17 protein-coding genes are annotated in these 21,897 nt (G+C 70.4%); 5 read left to right on the top strand and 12 right to left on the bottom strand.

Annotated features, from left to right (window positions below; all coding sequences use genetic code 11):
• The first annotated feature begins 546 nt into the window (after positions 1 to 546).
• The gene (lexA, locus tag ABKA17_RS10565; protein WP_171145262.1) at positions 547 to 1,326 is read left to right on the top strand and encodes a transcriptional repressor LexA; all 780 of its coding nucleotides are present in this window, start codon (positions 547 to 549) and stop codon (positions 1,324 to 1,326) included.
• A gap of 162 nt (positions 1,327 to 1,488) precedes the next feature.
• Here lexA and ABKA17_RS10560 read toward each other — a convergent pair whose 3' ends face one another.
• The 4 genes from ABKA17_RS10560 to ABKA17_RS10545 all read right to left on the bottom strand — a co-directional run bounded on the left by ABKA17_RS10560 (position 1,489) and on the right by ABKA17_RS10545 (position 8,760).
• Positions 1,489 to 3,462: an ATP-dependent DNA helicase gene (locus ABKA17_RS10560; RefSeq protein ID WP_353691685.1), complete on the bottom strand. Its 1,974-nt coding sequence runs from the start codon at positions 3,460 to 3,462 to the stop codon at positions 1,489 to 1,491.
• A 343-nt stretch (positions 3,463 to 3,805) separates the two neighbouring features.
• A complete protein-coding gene (locus ABKA17_RS10555) occupies positions 3,806 to 4,660 on the bottom strand; it encodes a GNAT family N-acetyltransferase (protein WP_353691684.1) in 855 nt (284 codons plus the stop codon).
• Between the two features lie 113 nt (positions 4,661 to 4,773).
• Entirely contained in the window at positions 4,774 to 6,789 is a 2,016-nt protein-coding gene (locus ABKA17_RS10550; RefSeq protein ID WP_502994220.1) for an IucA/IucC family protein, read from the bottom strand.
• 345 nt (positions 6,790 to 7,134) lie between these two features.
• Positions 7,135 to 8,760, bottom strand: coding sequence for an aminotransferase class III-fold pyridoxal phosphate-dependent enzyme (locus ABKA17_RS10545; protein WP_353691683.1), 1,626 nt, complete (start codon positions 8,758 to 8,760; stop codon positions 7,135 to 7,137).
• 272 nt (positions 8,761 to 9,032) lie between these two features.
• On the opposite strand from ABKA17_RS10545, the gene ABKA17_RS10540 reads away from it, so the two are divergent.
• Complete coding sequence (locus tag ABKA17_RS10540) at positions 9,033 to 10,256, top strand: trypsin-like serine peptidase (protein WP_353691682.1); 1,224 nt, start codon at positions 9,033 to 9,035, stop codon at positions 10,254 to 10,256.
• Positions 10,257 to 10,499: 243 nt separating this feature from the next.
• Positions 10,500 to 11,702 carry a trypsin-like serine peptidase gene (locus ABKA17_RS10535; protein WP_353692317.1) on the top strand — a complete coding sequence of 401 codons (1,203 nt, stop codon included), beginning with the start codon at positions 10,500 to 10,502 and terminating at the stop codon, positions 11,700 to 11,702.
• Between the two features lie 79 nt (positions 11,703 to 11,781).
• On the opposite strand, the gene hflX is transcribed toward ABKA17_RS10535, so the two are convergent.
• From hflX to miaA, 6 genes are all read right to left on the bottom strand, one after another.
• On the bottom strand, positions 11,782 to 13,281 hold the full coding sequence (gene hflX, locus ABKA17_RS10530; RefSeq protein WP_353691681.1) for a GTPase HflX: 1,500 nt from the start codon (positions 13,279 to 13,281) through the stop codon (positions 11,782 to 11,784).
• 158 nt (positions 13,282 to 13,439) lie between these two features.
• Positions 13,440 to 14,933, bottom strand: coding sequence for a M1 family metallopeptidase (locus ABKA17_RS10525; RefSeq protein ID WP_353691680.1), 1,494 nt, complete (start codon positions 14,931 to 14,933; stop codon positions 13,440 to 13,442).
• Positions 14,934 to 15,112: 179 nt separating this feature from the next.
• The gene (locus tag ABKA17_RS10520) at positions 15,113 to 17,239 is read right to left on the bottom strand and encodes a RelA/SpoT family protein (protein ID WP_353691679.1); all 2,127 of its coding nucleotides are present in this window, start codon (positions 17,237 to 17,239) and stop codon (positions 15,113 to 15,115) included.
• A 288-nt stretch (positions 17,240 to 17,527) separates the two neighbouring features.
• Entirely contained in the window at positions 17,528 to 18,397 is an 870-nt protein-coding gene (gene dapF, locus ABKA17_RS10515) for a diaminopimelate epimerase (RefSeq protein WP_353691678.1), read from the bottom strand.
• A 73-nt stretch (positions 18,398 to 18,470) separates the two neighbouring features.
• Complete coding sequence (locus ABKA17_RS10510; RefSeq protein WP_353692316.1) at positions 18,471 to 18,974, bottom strand: hypothetical protein; 504 nt, start codon at positions 18,972 to 18,974, stop codon at positions 18,471 to 18,473.
• Between the two features lie 108 nt (positions 18,975 to 19,082).
• Complete coding sequence (gene miaA / locus ABKA17_RS10505) at positions 19,083 to 20,021, bottom strand: tRNA (adenosine(37)-N6)-dimethylallyltransferase MiaA (RefSeq protein ID WP_353691677.1); 939 nt, start codon at positions 20,019 to 20,021, stop codon at positions 19,083 to 19,085.
• A 182-nt stretch (positions 20,022 to 20,203) separates the two neighbouring features.
• Between miaA and ABKA17_RS10500 the strand changes: the two genes are divergently transcribed.
• The gene (locus ABKA17_RS10500) at positions 20,204 to 20,491 is read left to right on the top strand and encodes a hypothetical protein (protein WP_353691676.1); all 288 of its coding nucleotides are present in this window, start codon (positions 20,204 to 20,206) and stop codon (positions 20,489 to 20,491) included.
• Positions 20,492 to 20,515: 24 nt separating this feature from the next.
• Positions 20,516 to 20,782, top strand: coding sequence for an antitoxin (locus ABKA17_RS10495; RefSeq protein WP_353691675.1), 267 nt, complete (start codon positions 20,516 to 20,518; stop codon positions 20,780 to 20,782).
• Between the two features lie 63 nt (positions 20,783 to 20,845).
• On the opposite strand, the gene ABKA17_RS10490 is transcribed toward ABKA17_RS10495, so the two are convergent.
• Positions 20,846 to 21,559: a class III extradiol dioxygenase subunit B-like domain-containing protein gene (locus ABKA17_RS10490; RefSeq protein ID WP_353691674.1), complete on the bottom strand. Its 714-nt coding sequence runs from the start codon at positions 21,557 to 21,559 to the stop codon at positions 20,846 to 20,848.
• Between the two features lie 10 nt (positions 21,560 to 21,569).
• On the bottom strand, positions 21,570 to 21,860 hold the full coding sequence (locus tag ABKA17_RS10485) for a hypothetical protein (protein ID WP_353691673.1): 291 nt from the start codon (positions 21,858 to 21,860) through the stop codon (positions 21,570 to 21,572).
• Between the last annotated feature and the right edge of the window lie 37 nt (positions 21,861 to 21,897).

Raw genomic sequence — 21,897 nt, 5'->3', positions numbered from 1 at the left:
CAATAGCCTCGTTGGACCTCTCGGGCCCCTCGAAGCAGCCCCAAGCATAGGCGATCGCCGAGCGTCCGAAGACCCGGGGGACCACAACTTCTGGGCCGCTGTAGCAATCCAAGCACTAGATGTAGGGATCGGCTCTATAAACACGCCGTACGCGCGCGTTGCATCCGTATTGGCATGTGCCGCGCGACCGCGCCGTCACCAAGAGCCACCCGTGCACAGGCGTACCGCTGCGAAGCATGCGGAGATACCGTGGGCACCGCACGGAGGGGACACGGAGGGGACGTGGGACTCCCGCGCAGATGAGGACCGGGGCCCTGTCGCCGGAATACCGGATGGCAGACTGGGTCAACAACCCACGAGGTCGTCATCCCGGCGGTGAAGAGTACAGCAATGGCCCCTTTTGTCCGCCAGGCGCCACGTTAGCCATACACCCAGACGCATGATCACGTCAGGCGATACGCGATTTTTCACTCGAACGTGTGTTTGGCGCAACCTTTCGAAAGCAACTACCGTTGTCCAGCAGGGAGACCATCGAGAGGGGCCGACGTGACCACCACCGCAGACAGTGCCACCATCACTGCCCAGGACCGCTCCCAGGGCCGACTCGAGCCGGTGCATGCGATGAACGAAGCCACGAATCCCGAGGGACACAAGCGCTCCCTACCGGGCCGACCTCCAGGGATCCGGGCGGACAGCTCCGGACTCACCGACCGGCAGCGTCGGGTGATCGAGGTCATCAGGGACTCCGTGCAGCGGCGCGGCTACCCGCCGTCCATGCGGGAGATCGGACAGGCCGTCGGCCTGTCCAGTACGTCCTCCGTCGCACACCAGCTCATGGCACTGGAGCGCAAGGGCTTCCTGCGCCGCGATCCGCACCGCCCGCGCGCGTACGAGGTACGCGGATCCGACCAGGCCGCCTCCGTGCAGCCCACGGACACCGCCGGCAAGCCCGCCGCGTCCTACGTCCCGCTCGTCGGCCGCATCGCCGCCGGTGGCCCGATCCTCGCGGAGGAGTCCGTCGAGGACGTGTTCCCCCTCCCCCGGCAGCTCGTCGGCGACGGTGAGCTGTTCGTGCTGAAGGTCGTCGGCGACTCCATGATCGAGGCCGCCATCTGCGACGGCGACTGGGTCACGGTCCGCCGTCAGCCGGTCGCCGAGAACGGCGACATCGTGGCCGCGATGCTCGACGGCGAGGCCACCGTCAAGCGCTTCAAGCGCGAGGACGGCCACGTCTGGCTCCTCCCGCACAACGCCGCGTACGAGCCGATCCCCGGCGACGACGCAACCATCCTCGGCAAGGTGGTGGCGGTGCTGCGCCGCGTGTGACGGCTGCGGCGGGCGGACGTCACGGTCCGCCCTCTGACCGGGCCCCGGAACCCCTGCGCCGGTTCCGGGGCCCAGTGCTGTGCGGGCACCTTCGAGAGTCGTTGCCCTCCAGAGGACGTGGGTTGGCCTGACCGGCACCGGCCAGACCAACCCACGTCTTTTCTACGCCTCCGCCTGCTGCGCCTTCGCGTCGATCGCGGCGAGCGACTTCCGGACCTGGTTACGGTCCGTCGTGTACCAGAAGTCGGGCAGCGACGCCTTCAAATAGCTCCCGTACCGCGCCGTCGCGAGCCGTTGATCCAGTACGGCGACGACGCCCCGGTCCCCCGACGCCCGCACGAGACGGCCGGCACCCTGCGCCATCAGCAGCGCCGCGTGCGTGGCGGCGACAGCCATGAACCCGTTGCCGCCCGCGTCCTCCACAGCCTTCTGCCGGGCGCTCATCAGCGGGTCGTCAGGACGCGGGAACGGGATCTTGTCCATCACCACCAGCTGGCAGCTGGGGCCGGGGACGTCGACGCCCTGCCAGAGTGACAACGTGCCGAAGAGACAGGTCTTCGGGTCGGCGGCGAAGTTCTTGATCAGCTCCCCGAGGGTCTCCTCGCCCTGCAGGAGGATCGGGAACTCGGGGATACGGGACCGGAGTTCCTCGGCGGCGAGCTGAGCGGCCCGCATCGAGGAAAACAGACCCAGTGTGCGGCCACCTGCCGCCTGGATCAGTTCCGTCAGCTCGTCCAGCATGTCCACGCGGTCGCCGTCCCGCGCGGGGCGCGAGAGGTGCTTGGCGACGTAGAGGATGCCCTGCTTCGGGTAGTCGAAGGGCGAGCCGACGTCGACGCCCTTCCACTGGGGCACGTCGTCTCCCTCGGTGCCCTCGGGGGCGAGCCCCAGGGAGGCCCCGACACCGTTGAAGTCGCCGCCCAGCTTCAGGGTCGCCGAGGTCAGGACGACGGAGCGGTCCGCGAAGAGCTTCTCCCTGAGCAGGCCCGACACGGACATGGGGGCGACGCGCAGGGAGGCGCCGAAGCGGTCGTGGCGCTCGTACCAGACGACGTCCCACTCGGAGCCGTTGGTGATCCGCTCCGCCACGTCGTGCACGTTCTCGACCGAGGCCAGGGCCTGTTTGCGGACCGCGTCCTCGTCCTGGACGGACTTGTCGCGGGTGGCCCCGATCGCGGAGATGACGGTGCGGGCGGCGTCGCGCAATGCCATGAGCGCGTAGCCGAGGTCCTCCGGGATCTCCTCCAGACGGCCCGGCAGGGCTAGCTCCATGAGCCGCTCGAAGCCCTCGGCGGCGGTCTGGAGCTGGTCGGCGGCCTTCTCGTTGACGAGCCTCGCCGCCCGGCGCACCGCGCGGTTGACCTGGCCCGGGGTGAGCTCGCCGGTGGCCACTCCGGTCACGCGGGAGACCAGTTCGTGTGCCTCGTCGACGATCAGCACCTCGTGCTGCGGGAGGACCGGGGCGCCCTCGATGGCGTCGATCGCGAGCAGGGCGTGGTTGGTGACGACGACCTCGGCGAGCTTCGCGCGCTCACGGGCCATCTCGGCGAAGCACTCCGCGCCGTACGCACACTTCGTGGCACCGAGGCACTCGCGCGACGAGACCGACACCTGGGCCCAGGCCCGGTCGGAGACGCCCGGGGTGAGGTCGTCGCGGTCGCCGTTCTCCGTCTCGTCCGACCACTCACGCAGCCGCAGCAGGTCCTGGCCCAGCTTGCTGGTGGGCGCGGCCGCCTCGAACTGGTCGAAGAGGCCCTCCTCCTCTTCCTGCGGCACACCCTCGTGCAGGCGGTGCAGACACAGGTAGTTCGACCTGCCCTTGAGCATCGCGAACTCCGGGCGGCGCCTCAGCAGCGGGTGCAGCGCGTCGACCGTGCGCGGCAGGTCCCGCTCGACGAGCTGGCGCTGAAGAGCCAGGGTGGCGGTGGCCACGACGACTCTCTCCCCGTGCGCGAGCGCGGGCACGAGATAGCCCAGCGACTTTCCGGTGCCGGTGCCGGCCTGGACCAGCAGATGGGAGCCGTCGTCGATCGCCTCTGCGACGGCTTCGGCCATGGTCACCTGGCCGGGGCGCTCCGTGCCACCGACGGCAGTGACGGCGGCATGCAGGAGTTCGGGGAGTGAGGGCTTCGTCATAGCGCGACAACCCTACGGCCCACCACTGACAACCGAGAGGTCACGGGGGGACAAGGGGCGGGATCAAGACCGGGTGCGGGAGGGACGAGGGACCGGATCGGTTCGCTTGAGGGCGGGATGGGACGGTTCAAGGTCGGTCTCGGACTGTTCGGGGCGGAATCGGTTCGGATCCGAGAGGAGTAGGTCAGGAGCGGCCCGGATCAGTCAGTTCCGGACGGGATCGGTCGGGCGGGCCGGGTGCCGTGGCCGGCAACGTCGATCCCGGCTTGAAAAAGGTGGGGCCCGAGTGGGAACCGAGCCGGGACGAGCGGTGTACCAAAAGTGATGATGCAGCGACGTCGCGTCACAGCAGATCGCGCAGGGACCGGTCTCGGACCATGAGGGCGGCCCGCTTGTCGGGCAGGTCGACCTCGGCGGAGAACCGGAAGCCTGCGCTCAGAAATGCGGAGACAGAAGGAGTGTTGCGAATGTCGGGTTCGGCGATGACACGGGCACAGGCGGGGCGCTTGTCGAGCGTGAGGTCGGCGACGGCTCTGAGCAGCGCGCTGCCGAGACCTCGTGCACGATCCGTGGCCGCACCGATGAGGAGGTGGAGACCGGTGTCATGAGGGCGGGCCGGGTAGTGGCGGGCCAAGGGATCGAGGTCGGCCCGGTAGATCTCCCAGTAGCTCATGGGCGTGCCGTCCAGGGCACCGAGGCACGGGACGCTGCGTCCGTCACCCGCGAGTTGGGCCAGCACATGGTCCTCGGCCATGTTGCGGGAGCCGGACAGGCCCCAGAATGCCGCGACGGCGGGATCGTTCATCCATCGGCTGATGAGCGGAAGATCACCCTCGCCATCCACGGGGCAGAGCTGGAAGACACCCACGGAGGTGGTCACCGGCCCCCAGTCGGCGATGCGGTCGAGAAGGTCGTCGCGGGGCCGGGCGACCGAGTCGGGCTCGGCCGTGCCATGCCCGTCGCTGAGTTCCTCGTTGCTGTCGGAGGTCTCGTCCGCGATGAGTGCGAGGAATTCGTCGGGCAGGCGCAGTTCGAGGGTGTCCTCGCTGTCCGTGCCCCATTCGGGATCACGGCCGGAGCGGCCCGGGCCGGCGTCGAGGTCGGTGGGGCGGTCGGCCGAGCCGGGAGCGGAGCAGGTGCCTACATCGGTGGTGCGGGCGGTGGTGCCGGCCTCGGCACTCGCGTCGGTGGGAGACACGGGCGACGTTCCTTTCAGGAGTCGGGTCGGGGCATGTTCCTCAGGGATGGAAGGGGCTGACGGTGATCACGAGCGACGGCGGCGGGTGGTGACGCGGTACGAGGCGTCGATGATCACGAGTACAGGGGGTTGGCGATGGTGACGTAGACGGACTGGGTGTCGACCGGACCGACGAGTTCGTCGAGGCCGTGCAGTCGAGTCAGAAGGTTGGCCTTGCAACGAAGGACGGGTGAGTCGAGCAGACGGGCCGGCAGCGAGGTGCGCAGCCGGGTGGGTCCGGAGGCGACCTCGTTCAGGAAACGGCGGAAGGCGGCGAGCAGCAGCCGTTCGTCAGCCAGGCGTTGGGAGCCGAACGCGCCGATGAGACCGAGGACGTTGTTGATGCCGAGGTAGTACGCGAAGCGCTCGTCGGTGACGTCGTCGGAGACGAACGTGTCGCTGTGCTCGCCGATGCCGGGAAGACGGGCCTCGAGTTCCGCGCGCCGGGACTCTCGGAAGTAGTAGCCCTGGTTGTCCCGGTAGCGGCCACCCACAGGCCAGCCGTCGCCGTCCAGGTGGACCAGCGTGTTCTGCTGATGCGCCTCCAGCGCGATGCCGGCTACCGCGTCGAACCACAGCACCGGACGCACAACCTGCTCCAGATAGCGCAGGAACCACTCGGCGGCGACCGCACCCAGCGGGCGACCGGTCCGGCCGGCGAGGTGCGTGACGATGTCGGCGAGACGGGACCGCATCGCCGGCTGGTGTGCCGCCCCGCCGCCCGGCGTGGTGTTTGCAGCTGGCGCGGTGCCAGTGGTGCCCGGCCGGACGTACGGCCTGGGGGAGACAAGCCCGGCGACGCAGGCCACGTCGTCCGTGGGGCGGAACGGGTTGTGCCGGATCACCACGTCGAGTCCGGGTACAGGGTCGCCGTCCGGCCCGTCGACGGCCAGCCAGGCCGGGTCGCGGACGATGTCGAAGCCCGGGTGAACGGCCTGCCACTGCTCGGCGAGCCCGCTGCGCAGAAGGCGGTGGACCTCGACGCCCCGGTGGAGTTCCTTGCGGAGGTTTTCCCGGCGGGAGTTGGTGATGCGCAGGCCCAGCGAGAGTTTGAGCATGGCGGGGGCGCCGGATCGGTGCACGGTGCGGACAGAGGAGGTGGGGTGCCAGGGGGAGCCATGGGCTCCGAGATCCCGGAGCAGACCGGCGTCGAGCAGGGCCGCGGTCGCGGGATGGTGCCGGGCCTCCCGCAACTGCCAAGGGTGCAGCGGCAGGGCCGTATAGCCGTCGGGCAAGAGCGGTCCGGTGTCGGCGAGGCGCGCCGTGAGCTGGGGAGCCGGGATGGGGCGCCCTCGTTCGGTCCAGGCTGAGTCGGTGACGAGTACGGAAGGAGCGACGGCGAGCCAGTGCAGGAGGAAGGAGCCGCGCAACTCGGGTGAGTACAGCGGCGCTTCGGCTTCGGAGAGCCCCTCGCGGCTCTTCGGCGCAGGGTGGAGGGCATGTCCGAGGACCAGGGCCTGTTCGGCAGCGAGGAAAAGGTCTGGGCCGTCGGACGGATGCTTTCTGCGCTCGTCGATGAAGGTGACGGTTCGGCGCACGGAGTCGGCTACGCGCGCAACGAGGTCGGTGCCGTCGGTGGGTCCGGCGTCGTGGCTGGGAGCGGAGGCGACCTCGCCCGCCGAGGTGGGGGCGGCTACGGGGGCCGGGGGGTCGGCTGGCGCGGTGACGGTGGCCGGCGTGATGGTAGCGGCCCGTGCGGTGTCGGTAGCCGGCGTGGTCTCGGCGAGGCGCGTGCCCGGTGCCTCCCTCGTGAGCAGGGCGGCGACGATGACGGCGTCGAGGGGCGGCGACTGTTGGGGAGCGTCGGCCAGGCGCGGCGGGCCGAAGCGATGCCAGCCGGTCGGGGACCAGTAGTGGACGGGCGTGAGCAGAGCGGTGCCGCTGGCAGGGAGGGGAATACGAAGGGTGCCGTCGGTGGGGGCGGGAAGGTCGGCCTCGCGCACCCAGCAGCGGAGCAGGTTCTCGATGGCTGCGGCCTGGGCCGCGGTGTACGGGTCGGAGTGGTCCAGAGGGTCCGGGATGGTGCCCCGTAGCCAATCGGCGCTCTGACGGTTGCTCCGCGTTGGGGCCGTGAGGGTCCCGCCCTGCACCGGAACCCGCTCCTGGTCCGAGCTGCCGCCCTGGCCGGAGGACCTCACCTCCTGTGGGCCCCGTCCCTGCTCCGGAACGCGGCCCTGCGAACGAGGGGTCGTGGGAGCGGCCGGCCCGGGCTGGGGCTCCTGGTCAGGTCCCTTGGTGGAGGCGCCTCGGGTGGGTGCGTGGACCGGGCCGTCAGTGGCGGGGGTGGAGTTCAAGGCTGTTCCTTGTGAGCGGGTGCCGGATCGTGGGGGCGGGCCGGGGCGGGATGTCGTTCCGGGGCTGGAGGGATGGGCTCGACAGATGGGTTGGAGTTGGTCCAAGTGGGGCTGTCCGTAAGGGGGTTCTGGCGAGCCGTGTCATCGATCAGGGGGCTGTCCTGCCCGTACGGGGTGATCGCCGCGTCGGTGGTGTTCGTGCTCCGGTGGGTCCTTCTGACCGGGAAGGATGTGGGTGCGAGGGGTGTGGCCGCGAGCCACCACCTCCACCGCGTCGGACAGCCGGTCGAGCACCGCGTCCGCCTGTTCGTCGCTGATCGTCAGGGGCGGGACGAGACGTACAACGCTCGTGTGGGGGCCACCGAGTTCGACGATGAGGCCGCGTCGCAGACACTCGCGCTGGACCGCTGCGGCGAGTTCAGGAGCGGCGAGGCAGGGGCCGGCCGCCGCCCTCTCGACGCACCCCCGCTGAAGCGCATCCGCTCCAATACCACCGCCCCCGGCACCGCAAGCCCGGACACAACAGGTCTCACCCCTGTCACCACCATCACCCCTGCCCCCGGCCTCCCTGCCCCCCACCTCCCGATCCGGATCCACCAGCCCGAGCCCAAGCATCAAGCCCCTCCCTCGCGCCTCCCCCACGCAAGAGAACTGCCTGCCAAGATCCCGAAGTCGAGAGAGCATCCGCTCCCCCAGAAGCGAGGCGCGCTCGGCGAGGCCGTTCTCGCGGACGTGGGCGAGTGTGGCCGTGCCTGCGGCCAGGGCGAGTTGGTTGCCGCGGAACATGCCGGTGGGGGCACCGTGTTCTCGGACGTCGAGGTCGTCGCGGTAGACCAGGACGGACAGCGGCAGGCTGCCCCCGATGGCCTTGGAGAGGACCATCACGTCCGGGGTGACGCCACTGTGCTCCACCGCCCAGAACGCGCCGGTGCGGCCGACGCCCGTGTGGATCTCGTCGGCGATCAGAGGGATGGACCGGGCCGCCGTGATCTGTCGTACACGCCGTATCCAGGCGTCCGGGGCGGGGATCACCTCGCCCTCACCATGGACGGGCTCGACGATCACCCCGGCGGGGGCGGGAGCACCCGACGTGTAGTCGTCGAGGAGGGACTCGGTCCAGCGGGCCGCGAGTTCGGCTCCCTGCCGGCCGCCGCCGAACGTGCGCCGGTGGTCCCGCGGGCAGGGCAGCCACGTGACACGAAGGTCGGCCACCTCCCCGGGCAGATCGAAGGCCTCGCGCGTAGTGATGGTCGTGTCGTGGCAGGCGCCGGTGAAGGCCAGGATGCCGGTGCGGCCGGTAGCAGCGCGGACGAGTTCGAGGGCCACCTGCTTCGCGTCCGCGCCGCCCGGTCCGCAGAACTGCACGTGGGCGTGGCCGGCGAGACCGGGCGGAAGGGTCCGGAACAGCTCGGTGACGAAGGCGTCCTCGACGGGTGTCGCCAGGTCGAGGGCGTGCAGGGGCGCGCCCGAGTCGAGGACCTTGCGGATCGCCTCCAGCACCACGGGGTGGTTGTGCCCGAGGGCCAGGGTCCCCGCGCCGGAGAGACAGTCCAGGTAACGGCGGCCGTCCGCGCCCTCGATGGTGAGGCCGCGCGCCCGCACGGGCACGATCGGCAGGGCGCGCGCATAGGTGCGGGCCGTCGGCTCGCGGGCCGGCTGTCGGCGCGGAAGCCCCTCGGACAGGCACCCGTCGTACGAAGACTCGGCCACGTCTCCCTGTCCTCCCGCCGTCGTCCCGAGCCCGTCGGCGAGCCGGAGTCGCGCCATGGGCACAGGGGACCGCGCGCAGACGGCAGGCCCCCACGGCTACCAACCCCGGACGGTTCAGCCGGTTACGGGTTGCCTCAAGATCCTTGCCGTGACGGAACCGTTGCCGTTCCGTCGGGAGTCCCCCACAGCGAGCGCATAGTGTGTGTTGCCGTTCCAAGAGGCCGTACGCGCACAGGAGATCGGCACCGGACGGACAAGTGCCGCCGGGATGTCGACGTGGGTGTCACGGCCACAGCGCCTAGTTCGTTCACCTCAGGGGGAGTCAGATCATGCGATCCATACGGCCGTTGTTCACCGCCGGCAGGGCAAAGGGGGCGCGCCGCAGAACCTCCCCCGTGCTGGCCACCGTCGCCCTCGCCTCCGCGCTCGCGCTCACCGCCACCGCCTGTGAGTCGGGGGACGCCGACGCCGATGCGCAGGCCTCCGCCACCGCCGCGTCCGAGGGCGACGGCAAGATCACGATCCCGGACAACATCAAGGACCGGCTCAAGGAGCACGGGATCGACATCGACGAGTGGAAGGACGGCGCCTGGAAGGACTGGAGCAAGGACGACTGGCTGCGCGAGGCCGAGGACTACATCAACCCGATCATCGCGGGCCTGTGGGACCCGGACCGCATGCGGGAGGCCGAGGAGCCGGACCAAGAGGTCGACGACAGCGACCTCGACGGTGACCAGGGAGTGACCGACCCGGAGCCGGCGCCGGTGGACGCGAAGGCCGTGTCGCCTACGTACCACGACAGCGTTCCCGAGGCGGGCAAGGTGTTCTTCGACTCCCCCGAAGGACAGATGGTCTGTTCGGCAACGGTCGTGCAGGACCCGGCCAACCCCGGCAAGTCCAACATGGTGTGGACGGCGGGCCACTGCGTCCACGCGGGCAAGAGCGGCGGCTGGTACCGCAACATCGCCTTCGTGCCGTCGTACAACGACAAGGGCCTGTCGACCGCGGAGCTGGAGGGCGTCTCCCGGGAGGAGGTCGCTCCGTACGGCGTGTGGTGGAGCGACTGGGCGCAGACCTCGGACCAGTGGATCGAGCAGGGCGGTACGACGGGCGGCGACGGCGCCTCGTACGACTTCTCCGTGCTCCATGTGACGCCGGAGGAGGGCGGCACCGGCAAGTCCCTGGAGGAGACGGTCGGTTCGGCTCTGCCGGTGGACTTCAAGGCCCCGGCGGCGACGAAGATCCAGAGCATGACGGCGACCGGGTATCCGGCGGCGGCGCCGTTCGACGGTCAGACGCTGTACCAGTGCCAGGACAAGCCGGGACGGCTGTCGCTCAACGCTTCGGAGCCGACGATGTACCGCATCGGGTGCACCATGACGGGCGGTTCGTCCGGTGGCGGCTGGGTCGCGACGGGCTCGGACGGCAAGCCCGCGCTGGTGTCCAACACCTCGATCGGCCCGGTGACCGCCGGCTGGCTGGCGGGACCGCGACTGGGTGAGGTGGCCAAGGGCGTGTACGACTCGGTCAGTGAGAAGTTCGCCGGTCAGTGAGGTTCCGCGGCGACGGAGCGGCTCAGCGGGTTCACCGGCTCACGGAAACCTTCACCGCCTCGTCGCCGTTCGCCCTCAACTCCACGGGCATAGTGGTGTGTCGTGCCCCAGGGGGTCCACACAACTCCCTGTGAGTGACACGCACATGACATCAACGCCAGCACGATCAGCATGCCCAGCATCACCATCACCATCACCAACGCACCTTGCAGCACCGATCGCTCCAACGGGGGTTACCGCACCATGCGTTCCACACGTACGTCCGCGACGTCGAGTCGTCGACGTCGCACCACTCTCGCCGCCACCGGCCTCGTCGCCGCCCTGGCGCTGACCTCGACCGCCTGTGAAGGTTCGGACACCGCGGCCGACCAGCCGGGCGCCACCACGTCGCAGGCCGCCGACAGCGGCAACGACAAGATCAAGATCCCTGCCGACCTCGCCGACAAGCTCAAGGAGCACGGCATCGACGTCGACAAGTGGAAGGACGGCGGCTGGCAGAACTGGGACAAGGACAAGTGGCTCAGCGAGGCCAAGGACTTCGTCAACCCGGTGATCGACGGCCTCTGGAAGCCTGAGCGGATGAAGTCCGCGAAGGAGGCCAACAAGACGTACTCGACGAAGGACGCGGCGGCCGACCAGGGCGTCACCGACCCGGACCCCGCGCCCGTCGAGGCGACCGCCGAGAAGACGCCGTACCACGAGAACGCGGCGCCGGTCGGCAAGATCTTCTTCGACACCCCCGACGGTGCGGCCGTCTGCTCGGGCACGGTCGTCAAGGACGTGAACCACCCGGGCAAGTCGAACCTGGTGTGGACGGCCGGCCACTGTGTGCACGCGGGCGACGGCGGCGGCTGGTACCGCAACATCATGTTCGTCCCGGCGTACAACGACTACGGCAAGTCCGAGTCGCAGCTCACCAACGCCGACGCCTCGCAGATCTCCCCGTACGGCCAGTGGTGGGCCGACTGGGCCTCGACCTCGAACGAGTGGATCGCGGGCGGCTCGGAGACCGGCGGCGCCGGAGCCGCGTACGACTACTCGGTGCTGCACGTGAAGCCGGAGTCCGGCTCCAAGTCGCTGGAGGAGACGGTCGGCGCCGCGCTGGACGTGGACTTCACCGCCCCGTCCGCGACCGAGGTCGCCAAGATGGGCGCCTGGGGCTACCCGCAGGCGGCGCCCTACAACGGTCTGAAGATGTTCAAGTGCATCGACCAGCCGGGCCGCCTCTCGCTGAGCACTTCGCTGCCGACGATGTACCGCATCGGCTGCACGATGACCGGCGGATCGTCCGGCGGCGGCTGGTTCCGGGTGGTGGACGGCAAGACCAAGCTGGTCTCGAACACGTCGATCGGCCCGGCGGACAACACCTGGCTGGCGGGCCCGCAGCTGGGCCAGGAGGCCGAGGCGATCTACCAGAACATGAGCAAGACGTACGGCGGTCAGTGACCGCGCCAGGCATGACGAAGGCCCGCTCCCCGGGAACAGGGGGCGGGCCTTCGTCGCGTTCCGCGAAGTGCTACGGCCGTCAGGCGACCGGAACCGGCGCCGGCACATACGGTGCCAGATCCGCCGCCAGCTCCTCATGCACCCGCACCTTGAGCAGCGTGCCCTCCGCGGTGTGCTCCTCGGAGATCACCTCGCCCTCGTTGTGGGCGCGGGCGACGAGCTTGCCGAGCGTGTACGGCACCAGCGCCTCGACCTCGACCGAGGGCCGCGGCAGCTCGTTGTCGATGAGCGCGAGCAGTTCCTCGATGCCCTGGCCGGTACGGGCCGAGACCGCGATGGAGCGCTTCTCGATCCGCATCAGCCGCTGGAGCGTCAGCGGGTCGGCCGCGTCGGCCTTGTTGATCACGACGATCTCGGGCACGCCGGTGGCACCGACGTCCGTGATCACCTCGCGCACGGCGGCCAGCTGCTCCTCCGGGTTCGGGTGCGAGCCGTCCACCACGTGCAGGATCAGGTCGGCCTCGCCGACCTCCTCCATGGTGGAGCGGAACGCCTCGACCAGGTGGTGCGGCAGATGCCGTACGAAGCCGACGGTGTCCGCCAGCGTGTACAGCCGGCCGCTCGGGGTCTCCGCCCGGCGGACGGTCGGGTCCAGGGTCGCGAACAGGGCGTTCTCGACCAGGACACCGGCGCCGGTCAGGCGGTTGAGCAGCGAGGACTTGCCGGCGTTGGTGTAGCCCGCGATGGCCACGGACGGCACCTTGTTGCGCTTGCGCTCCTGGCGCTTGATCTCGCGGCCGGTCTTCATGTCCGCGATCTCCCGGCGCATCTTCGCCATCTTCTCGCGGATCCGACGCCGGTCCGTCTCGATCTTGGTCTCACCGGGACCACGGGTGGCGAGGCCGCCGCCCTTGCCGCCGCCCATCTGCCGGGACAGCGACTGACCCCAACCGCGCAGTCGCGGCAGCATGTACTGCATCTGCGCGAGGGCGACCTGCGCCTTGCCCTCTCGGGACTTGGCGTGCTGGGCGAAGATGTCGAGGATCAGGGCCGTACGGTCGATGACCTTGACCTTGACGACGTCCTCGAGGGCGATGAGCTGGCCCGGGCTGAGCTCACCGTCACAGATGACGGTGTCCGCGCCGGACTCCACGACGATGTCGCGCAGCTCCATGGCCTTGCCGGAACCGATGAAGGTGGCCGCGTCGGGCTTGTCGCGGCGCTGGATCACGCCGTCGAGCACGAGCGCTCCCGCGGTCTCCGCGAGGGCGGCGAGCTCCGCGAGGGAGTTCTCCGCGTCCTGCGAGGTCCCCGTGGTCCAGACGCCGACGAGGACGACCCGCTCCAGACGGAGCTGGCGGTACTCGACCTCGGTGACGTCCTCGAGCTCGGTGGAGAGGCCTGCCACGCGGCGCAGAGCCGCGCGCTCGGAGCGGTCGAACTGGTCGCCGTCCCGCTCTCCGTCGATCTCGTGGCTCCAGGCGACGTCCTCTTCCATCAGGGCATCGGCCCGAAGACCTTCGGGGTATGTGTGCACGAGGCGCTGCGAGTCCTGGGAAGGGGATGAAGAGGAGGTCATTGGGTCCTTACGTCGTTGGGGATACCGATGCGGCGGTCGTCACGGCGACTGTCACACCGATCACTGTGCTCAACGCACGAGTACCCCGGGAGATTCCCGTGTCCCGTGCCGCGCCGACCTGAAGATGGTCGCACGGCACGGCCCGTCTCGTCATCGCCTTATTTCGCGGCCTTCGCCGCGGGTTTCGTCGCGGGCGCCACCGACTTCCAGTCCGGGTGGCCCGGCATCGGCGGGGTCTTCTCGCCGTAGAGCCAGTCCTGGAAGAAGCCGCCCAGGTCGCGGCCGGAGATCTCCCCGGCGAGGGCGACGAAGTCGGCGGTCGTGGCGACCCCGTCCTCGTGGCGGCTCACCCAGGCCCGCTCCAGCTCCTCGAAGGCCGGGCGGCCGATCTCCTCGCGCAGGGCGTAGAGGATCAGCGCGGCACCGTCGTAGACGTTGGGACGGAAGATGCTGATCTTCTGGCCGGCGTCGGGCTTCTTGGGTGCGGCCGGCGGGCCGCCCGCCGCACGCCAGCGGTCGGAGGCGCCGTAGGCGGCCTTCATCCGTGCCGCCATGGGCCTGTCGGCCTTCTCCTCGGCGTACAGGGCCTCGTACCAGGTGGCGTGGCCCTCGTTGAGCCACAGGTCGGACCAGTTGCGCGGGCTGACGCTGTCGCCGAACCACTGGTGCGCCAGCTCGTGCACCATGATCGACTCGACGTACCACTTGGGGTAGGCGGGCTCGGTGAACAGGTCTCTCTCGAAGAGAGAGAGGGTCTGCGTCTCGAGTTCGAAGCCGGTGTCGGCGTCGGCCATGAGCAGGCCGTACGTCTCGAAGGGGTAGCGCCCGACCTTGCTCTCCATCCACCGGATCTGGTCCGGCGTCTTCTCGAGCCAGGGTTCGAGGGCCTCACGGTGCTTGGTGGGCACCACGTCACGGACCGGCAGTCCGTGCGGGCCGGTGCGGTGCAGCACGGTGGAGCGGCCGATGGAGACCTGCGCGAGCTCGGTGGCCATGGGGTGCTGGGTCCGGTACGTCCAGGTGGTCTCTCCGGCGACCCGGTCCACACCGGTCGGCAGGCCGTTGGCGACGGCGGTGTAGCCGTTGGGCGCGGTGACCCTGATGGTGAACATCGCCTTGTCGGAGGGGTGGTCGTTGCACGGGAACACCAGGTGGGCGGCGTCCGCCTGGTTGGCCATGGCGAGGCCGTCCGTGGTCCGCACCCAGCCGCCGTCCCGGTCCTCGGCGGCGACGGGATCGCTGGTGTGCTTCACGGTGACCCGCATCCAGCTGCCGCCGGGCAGCGACTCCTCGGGCGTGACCACCAGATCCTCCCCGGCCTCCGCGAAGGACGCGGGCTCACCGTCGACCTCGACCGACTCGACCTCGCCGTGCGCGAAGTCGAGGTTGATGCGGTCCAGTGAGGTGGTCGTCCAGGCGTCGATCGTGGTGACGGCCTTCAGCGGCTTGCTGTTGGAGCCGGGATAGGTGAAGGAGAGGTCGTACGAGGCCACGTCGTACCCGGGGTTGCCCAGGTGCGGGAAGAGGCGGTCGCCGACGCCCAGCGGGGTGGCGGGCGCGCTCGCGGCGACGAGACAGACGGAGACGGCGGAGGCGAGCAGCGCGGCCGCCTTCAGTCGGCGCGGGCTCCTGGCGTGGGGGGTGAGCAGCATGCACCACCGCTACCAGCGCGCGCGTGTCACGCGGCGACGACTCGCGCCCGGCCCACCCGAACGAGTAACGGCCTGGTCGGATGCGAGCGTGGACGGACACTGGGAGTCCGGACCGACGACGTACTGCCTCGCCTGCTTGTTCGACCCCCACGCTGGTCGGCGTAGCGCCACGGGGCCCGTCACGCGGTGGTCGTCTGTGCCCTGCTCACGTCGTACACGCCGGGGACGTTCCGCATCGCGCGCATGAGAGCGGGCAGCAGGGCCGCGTCGGGGAGTTGGACCGTGTACGTGTGGCGGACGCGCTGCTGGCTTGGGGGTTCGACGGTCGCCGAGACGATCTCGGCGCCTTCGAGGGCCATGGCCTCGGTGAGGTCGGCGAGCAGATGCGGGCGGCCGAACGATTCGGCGAACAACGTGACCCGGCACGCGGCGGTGTCGCCCCAGCGCACGTCGACCTCCGTGCGCCCCGCCTCTGTCATACGCGCCACGGCGGCACAGCCGACCCGGTGCACGGTGACCACGCCCCCGCGCACGGCGAACCCGGTGATGTCGTCGGGCGGCACGGGCGTACAGCAACCGGCCAGCCGTACGGTCGCGCCAGGTTGGTCGACGAGGACGTCGGCGCCACCGGGACGTTCGGCCGGAGCGTCCGCGAGCGGCGCTTCGGCGGTGGACCGCGGCGCGACCTCGCGCTCGGCGCGCTCGTCGGTCTCCTGCGACTCCTCGTGCGACGGGTGCGTCGCGATCCACCGCTGGATGGCGATCCGCGCGGCGGGCGTGTGCGCGTGCTCCAGCCACTCCCTGGACGGCTCGGAGGCAGGGTCCTGGCCCATGAGGAGCTGGACGGTGTCGCCGTCCCGCAGAACGGTGCTCAGGGTCGCCAGCCGACCGTTCACGCGGGCGCCGATGCACGCGTGCGCGTCCTCGCCGTACTGCGCGTAGGCGGCGTCCACACAGGTCGCGCCCTCGGGCAGACCGAGGGTGCCGCCATCGGGGCGGAAGACGGTGATCTCGCGGTCCTGGGCGAGGTCCTCGCGCAGGGTGGACCAGAAGGTGTCGGGGTCGGGTGCGGCCTCCTGCCAGTCGAGGAGGCGGGAGAGCCAGCCCGGGCGCGTGGGGTCCTCGCGCTCGCCGTCGACCGGCTCCTCCGAAGGAGGAGCGTAGGGATTGGCGAGCGCTACGACGCCGGCCTCGGCGACCTTGTGCATCTGGTGGGTGCGGATGAGCACTTCGGCGACCTGGCCGTCGCCTCGGGCCACCGCGGTGTGCAGCGACTGGTACAGGTTGAACTTCGGGACGGCGATGAAGTCCTTGAACTCCGAGACGACAGGCGTCATGCACGTGTGCAGCTCTCCGAGCACGCCGTAACAGTCGGCGTCCTCGTTGACCAGCACCAGCAGGCGGCCGAAGTCGGCGCCGCGCAGTTCGCCGCGCTTGCGGGCGACCCGGTGCACGGAGACGAAGTGCCGGGGCCGGATGAGGACTTCGGCCTGGATGTCGGCGTCCCGCAGGACGCCGCGCACCTCGTCGGCGATGTCGGCAAGGGGGTCGTCCGCGCGGGAGGCGTTGTCGACGATCAGCTCCCGCGTGTGCTCGTACTCCTCGGGGTGCAGGATCGCGAAGACCAGGTCCTCCAGCTCGGTCTTGAGCGCCTGGACGCCGAGCCGTTCGGCGAGCGGGATGAGGACGTCGCGGGTGACCTTGGCGATGCGCGCCTGTTTCTCGGGGCGCATCACGCCGAGGGTGCGCATGTTGTGCAGCCGGTCGGCGAGTTTGATCGACATCACGCGGACGTCGTTGCCGGTGGCGACGAGCATCTTGCGGAAGGTCTCGGGCTCGGCGGCGGCGCCGTAGTCGACCTTCTCCAGCTTCGTCACGCCGTCGACGAGGAAACGGACCTCCTCGCCGAACTGCTCACGGACCTGATCCAGTGTCACCTCGGTGTCCTCGACGGTGTCGTGGAGCAGAGAGGCCGTCAAGGTCGTGGTCTCGGCGCCGAGTTCGGCGAGGATGAGGGTCACGGCGAGCGGGTGTGTGATGTACGGCTCACCGCTCTTGCGCATCTGGCCGCGGTGCGAGGACTCGGCCAGGACCCAGGCGCGGCGCAGGGGTTCGAGGTCGGCGTCGGGGTGGTGGGCGCGATGGGCCTCGGCGACATGGCCGATGGCGTCGGGCAGCCGGTCGCGGGCGGCGGGGCCGAGCAGGGCGGCGCGGCCCAGGCGGCGCAGGTCGATCCGCGCCCGCCAGCGGGCCGCAGGTCCTGTTACCGGACCTGGGGTCGCGGGGTTCGTGGCCTCCGCACTCATGGGCACCTCCGGCTGCGTCAACCGGCGGACGGGGTGCCCCAGGGCGGACACGGCTCAGGGGATGGCATCAATCCCCCGTCCGGGCCGGTGCTTGATGCTACCGAGCCCACCACGCGCGACTGACCGCCTCTCGTCGAGCGTGAAACGGATCACCCATTCGAGCGACGGTTTTCAGGTTTACGGTTTCGCGCCAGCTGACCTGCGGTTGTCCGTCGTTTCGAGCGGTTCCGGATGCCCTGAGCCATGGATCCCGGCAACCGGTACCACCGCGCACCACGGTTCACACGGTCAACGAAGCGCGTTTTCCAGCCATTCCGCGTCGATCTCGCCCTCGGCCACGATCACCGCCGGTCCGGTCATCTCGATCTCGCCGTCGGGTCGCTCGGTGATCACGAGGGTGCCGCCGGGCACATCGACGGTGTACGTCACCGGGGTCCCGGTCACCGCCGGGTCGGCGCCGTCCCTGCGGGCGGTGGCCACGGCGACGGCGCACGCGCCCGTGCCGCACGAGCGGGTCTCGCCGGAGCCGCGCTCGTGCACGCGCAGGGCGACATGCCGAGGGCCACGGTCGACGACGAACTCCACATTGACCCCGTCCGGGTACACGGCGGCCGGGCTGAAGGGCGGCGGGGAGTACAGGTCGCCGGCGTGGGCGAGGTCGTCCACGAAGGCCACGGCGTGCGGGTTGCCCATGTTCACGTTCCGCGCGGGCCAGCTGCGCTCACCGACGCTCACGGTGACGTCGCCCTCGGGGAGGCGCGCCTTGCCCATGCCGACGGTGACGTCACCGTCCTTGGCGAGGTGCACGCTCTTCACACCCCCGCGCGTGGCGATGGCCAGGTCGCCCTCGGTGACATGCCCGGCATGCTGGAGGTAGCGCGCGAAGACACGTACGCCGTTGCCGCACATCTCCGCGATCGAGCCGTCGCCGTTGCGGTAGTCCATGAACCACTCCGCCTCGGCCGCCATGCCCTTGGCCTCGGGGTGCGCGGCGGACCGCACGACGTGCAGCACACCGTCAGCGCCGATGCCCGCGCGGCGGTCGCACAGGGCGACGACGGCGGCCGGGGACAGGTCGACGGCGTTCTCGGGGTCCGGGACGATCACGAAGTCGTTCTCGGTGCCGTGACCCTTGAGGAAGGCGATCCGCGTGCTCATTCCTCGATCGTACGGGGTGGGTACGACACCGGGTCATCGACGGTCGTACGACATCCCCACGCGTGCGTGAAGGTCAGCGCAGTCGGGCCACGCGGAGCACGGCCAGGACGACCACGGCGGCCACGACCACGGCGTACAGCAGCACCACACGCCAGTCTGGGCGCCGTCCGGATCCCCGCTGCGGCAGTCCGGGCCAGGTGTAACCCACGCGACGGGCGGCCATCATGCCCCAGCCCGCCGCGCACGAGCAGATCAGCAGGCCCAGCATGGCGATCACGGCGCCGCTGTCGCCGAAGTCGAAGGCCAGCGGGAAGGCGAACATCAGGGAGCCGACCGCGGCCAGGGAGACGATGGGCGCCAGCTGCCAGATACGCATCCGGCGCTGCGGGCGTAGCTCGACCTCGACCTCCGGGCCGCCCGCGAACATCTCCTCGGGCTCGGGACCGTCGGCGGTCACCCCGCCCTGTGTGTCGTCGGGCCCGTCGGGGCTCAGACGGTCGCCGTCCTGCTCCGGTTCACCGCTGTCGACGGTGAGGGGCTCAGTGCCTTGTGCGGTGTCGCGAGGGCCGGCCTCCATCGCCACGCGCCCTCCCAACTCGGACTCCACTTGGTCGATCGAAGCTCGATGATGGCACGGCGCCGGAGGGCCGGATGACGGCCTGAGCGTCCCGATGCCAGGACGTGATCAGGCTGTGACCGGTCGTTCGACCAACGCCAGCGCGAGCTGCGGAAGTTCTGTGAGATCTGCCGCGGCCCCACTCAACCAGTGCACCCGCGGATCGCGCCTGAACCATGAATCCTGGCGGCGCGCGAAGCGCTTCGTGGCACGGACGGTCTCGTCCCGCGCTTCCGCGAGCGTGCACTCCCCGGCGAGCGCCGCGAGCACCTGCTGGTACCCGAGCGCGCGCGAGGCCGTGCGCCCCTCGCGCAGGCCCTGCGCCTCCAGCTCCCGCACCTCGTCCACCAGGCCCGCGTCCCACATCCGGTCGACGCGGCGCGTGATCCGCTCGTCGAGCTCGGGGCGCGCCACGTCGACGCCGATCTGGACGGTGTCGTAGACCGAGTCGTGGCCGGGGAGGTTGGCGGTGAAGGGCTTGCCGGTGATCTCGATGACCTCCAGGGCCCGGACGATCCGGCGGCCGTTGCTGGGCAGGATCGCCTGGCCGGCCTCGGGGTCGGCGGCGGCCAGACGGGCGTGCAGGGCGCCGGAGCCACGGAGCGTGAGCTCCTCCTCGAGCCGGGCTCTGACCTCGGGGTCGGTGCCGGGGAACTCGAGGTTGTCGACGGCGCCACGGACGTACAGGCCGGAGCCACCGACCAGGATCGGCCAGCGTCCCTCGGCGAGGAGCGCGTCGATCCGCTCGCGTGCGAGCCGCTGGTACTCGGCGACGGAGGCGGTGACGGTCACGTCCCAGATGTCCAACAGGTGGTGCGGGACGCCGTCGCGCTCCTCGGGCGTCAGTTTGGCGGTGCCGATGTCCATCCCTCGGTAGAGCTGCATGGAGTCGGCGTTGACGACCTCGCCGCCGAGACGTCGGGCCAGAAAAACGCCCAGATCGGACTTTCCGGCCGCGGTCGGTCCGACGACGGCGATGACGCGGGGGGCGGGGGGTGCGCTGCTCACCGCCCCAGTCTCGCAAACGTCATGGCGTGGCCTCGAACGAGTTACGTGACGGCACACGCCCGGGGTCGTTGCCTGTTGCGAGGTTTTCGCCGCCGATTTCGAGAGGCGGCGTCCCGGGCGACGCAAACGGACGCACCGGGCAACGCGGGATTTCCCCCGCACGAGTAACGTATGGAGTGGATATGGGTGTTTTCGCACGACTTCTCCGGAGGTCGAAGGCTACGGAGGAGGCGTCAACCGCCGAGGCAGTAGCCGCCACACTGACGGCCGAGTCCGAGGCGGAGGAGGCGGCAGAGGCGAAGGAGCCGGCCGAGGCGGAGGCCAAAGCCGACACCGAGGCCAAGGACACGGCCGAGCCGACGGCGACGGATGCCGTCGAGGCCGGTGCCGTCGACGGCGTCGACATCCCCAAGCAACAGTCCGCCGACGAGGCGGCCGACAGTGCGGCCGGCGAGGGCGCCCGCACGTAACTGCCCCGCGCGGGAAGGTGAACGATGGGTCTCCTGGACAATTTGAAAGCCAAGCTCAGCCCTGCCAAGGACAAGGTCTCCGGCCTCGCACAGCAGCACGGGGACAAGATCCAGCACGGTCTCGACAAGGCCGCGAAGGTCGTCGACGAGAAGACCAAGGGCAAGTACAGCGACAAGATCCAGACGGGCACGGGCAAGGCCAAGGGCGCCATGGACCGACTCGCACACAAGGACGACGGCACGGACGGCGGCCCGACCACGCCCCCGTCCTCACCGCCGCCCGCTTCCTGAACGGCACATCGACGGACGGCCGCGGAGCTCAGGGCTCCCGGCCGTCCGCCGTTTCATGAACGGTCAGGACCAGGCCGCGACCATGTACCCCACGCCGTACGGCGCGTCGTCGTACAGCAGGCGGCCGTCGAGACCCGCGCCTTCAGCCGCGCCCGCGAGGACCTGCCAGGGGGCCCGTCCGGACGCCTTGAGCTCGTACGCCAGCTCGGTGTCCAGCGCTTCGAGGGCCGCCACGTCCGCCGCCCCCAGCGCCCGCGCAACCTCCGCGTCGAAGGGCGCCGCGCGCTCGTCCAGGTAGCCCGGTGCCTTGAGCGTGCGGCAGGCGCTGGCGTCGCCCATCACCAGCAGCGCCACCCGCTCGGCACGCGCGGCGATGTCCCTTCCGACTTGGATACACCGCTCGGCGGCCAATGGTTCCCCCACGCCGAGTCCCTCGATCGGGGCGCCCGACCATGCGGTGCGCTCCAGCAGCCACGCGGCCACGGCGAGCGAGAGCGGAAGCGCGCGGGGGGACGTCTCCTCCCGCTCCGCGCCCAGTCGTACGTCGACGTCCACGCCGTAGCCCCGGAACGAGCCGCGCGTTCCCTCCGCGTGCGTGCCCCGGCCGCTCTGCTCGGCGGGGCCGACGACCACGAGCCGGTCCGGCCTGGCGGCGGCGAGCACCCCGAGGGCGTCCATGCACGCGGCCCGCGCGGCGTCCAGTTCGTGCGCGGCACCCGCGGCGACCTCGGGCACGAGAAGCGGCGGGCAGGGGCAGACGGCGGCGGCGACAAGCATGATCGGCAGCCTACTGCCAGGGGTTCGGCTCGGTGTCGGTGCTCCAGGCCAGTTCGGCCAGGCGGTACAGCACACGATGCTTGGACATCCTGCCTTCGATGGTGGCGTAGTACGCGTCACCGTCGCCGATCCGGTAGACCTGCCTGCTCTTCTGGCGCAGCCTGGAACTCGGGCGGTGTGTGCAGGCGATCTCGTACAGCCTCGCGCGGGCCCGCTCGAGGGTGTCCTCGAGGTGCTCCACCTCGTCGAGGGCGTACGACTCCCCGTAGCCGGTCTGCACCACGACCACCCAGCGCGGCATGTCCCGCCCCCGTCCCTCGTCGGAGGACGAGTATGGC

Origin of the sequence: Streptomyces sp. RG80 (assembly GCF_040446465.1) — a bacterium.
In the GTDB taxonomy this organism is placed as follows: Bacteria; Actinomycetota; Actinomycetes; order Streptomycetales; family Streptomycetaceae; genus Streptomyces.
Note: the sequence above shows the minus strand (reverse complement) of the source record. Positions and strands in the feature narration are given on the sequence as shown.

What these genes read in the sequence shown, in the direction of transcription:
- ABKA17_RS10560 (WP_353691685.1), bottom strand. Translation starts at nt 3,462, where the DNA reads ATGACGAAGCCCTCACTCCCCGAACTCCTGCATGCCGCCGTCACTGCC.
- ABKA17_RS10545 (WP_353691683.1), bottom strand. Translation starts at nt 8,760, where the DNA reads ATGGCGCGACTCCGGCTCGCCGACGGGCTCGGGACGACGGCGGGAGGA.
- ABKA17_RS10540 (WP_353691682.1), top strand. Translation starts at nt 9,033, where the DNA reads ATGCGATCCATACGGCCGTTGTTCACCGCCGGCAGGGCAAAGGGGGCG.
- ABKA17_RS10535 (WP_353692317.1), top strand. Translation starts at nt 10,500, where the DNA reads ATGCGTTCCACACGTACGTCCGCGACGTCGAGTCGTCGACGTCGCACC.
- hflX (WP_353691681.1), bottom strand. Translation starts at nt 13,281, where the DNA reads ATGACCTCCTCTTCATCCCCTTCCCAGGACTCGCAGCGCCTCGTGCAC.
- ABKA17_RS10525 (WP_353691680.1), bottom strand. Translation starts at nt 14,933, where the DNA reads ATGCTGCTCACCCCCCACGCCAGGAGCCCGCGCCGACTGAAGGCGGCC.
- ABKA17_RS10520 (WP_353691679.1), bottom strand. Translation starts at nt 17,239, where the DNA reads ATGAGTGCGGAGGCCACGAACCCCGCGACCCCAGGTCCGGTAACAGGA.
- dapF (WP_353691678.1), bottom strand. Translation starts at nt 18,397, where the DNA reads ATGAGCACGCGGATCGCCTTCCTCAAGGGTCACGGCACCGAGAACGAC.
- ABKA17_RS10510 (WP_353692316.1), bottom strand. Translation starts at nt 18,974, where the DNA reads ATGGAGGCCGGCCCTCGCGACACCGCACAAGGCACTGAGCCCCTCACC.
- ABKA17_RS10500 (WP_353691676.1), top strand. Translation starts at nt 20,204, where the DNA reads ATGGGTGTTTTCGCACGACTTCTCCGGAGGTCGAAGGCTACGGAGGAG.
- ABKA17_RS10495 (WP_353691675.1), top strand. Translation starts at nt 20,516, where the DNA reads ATGGGTCTCCTGGACAATTTGAAAGCCAAGCTCAGCCCTGCCAAGGAC.
- ABKA17_RS10490 (WP_353691674.1), bottom strand. Translation starts at nt 21,559, where the DNA reads ATGCTTGTCGCCGCCGCCGTCTGCCCCTGCCCGCCGCTTCTCGTGCCC.
- ABKA17_RS10485 (WP_353691673.1), bottom strand. Translation starts at nt 21,860, where the DNA reads ATGCCGCGCTGGGTGGTCGTGGTGCAGACCGGCTACGGGGAGTCGTAC.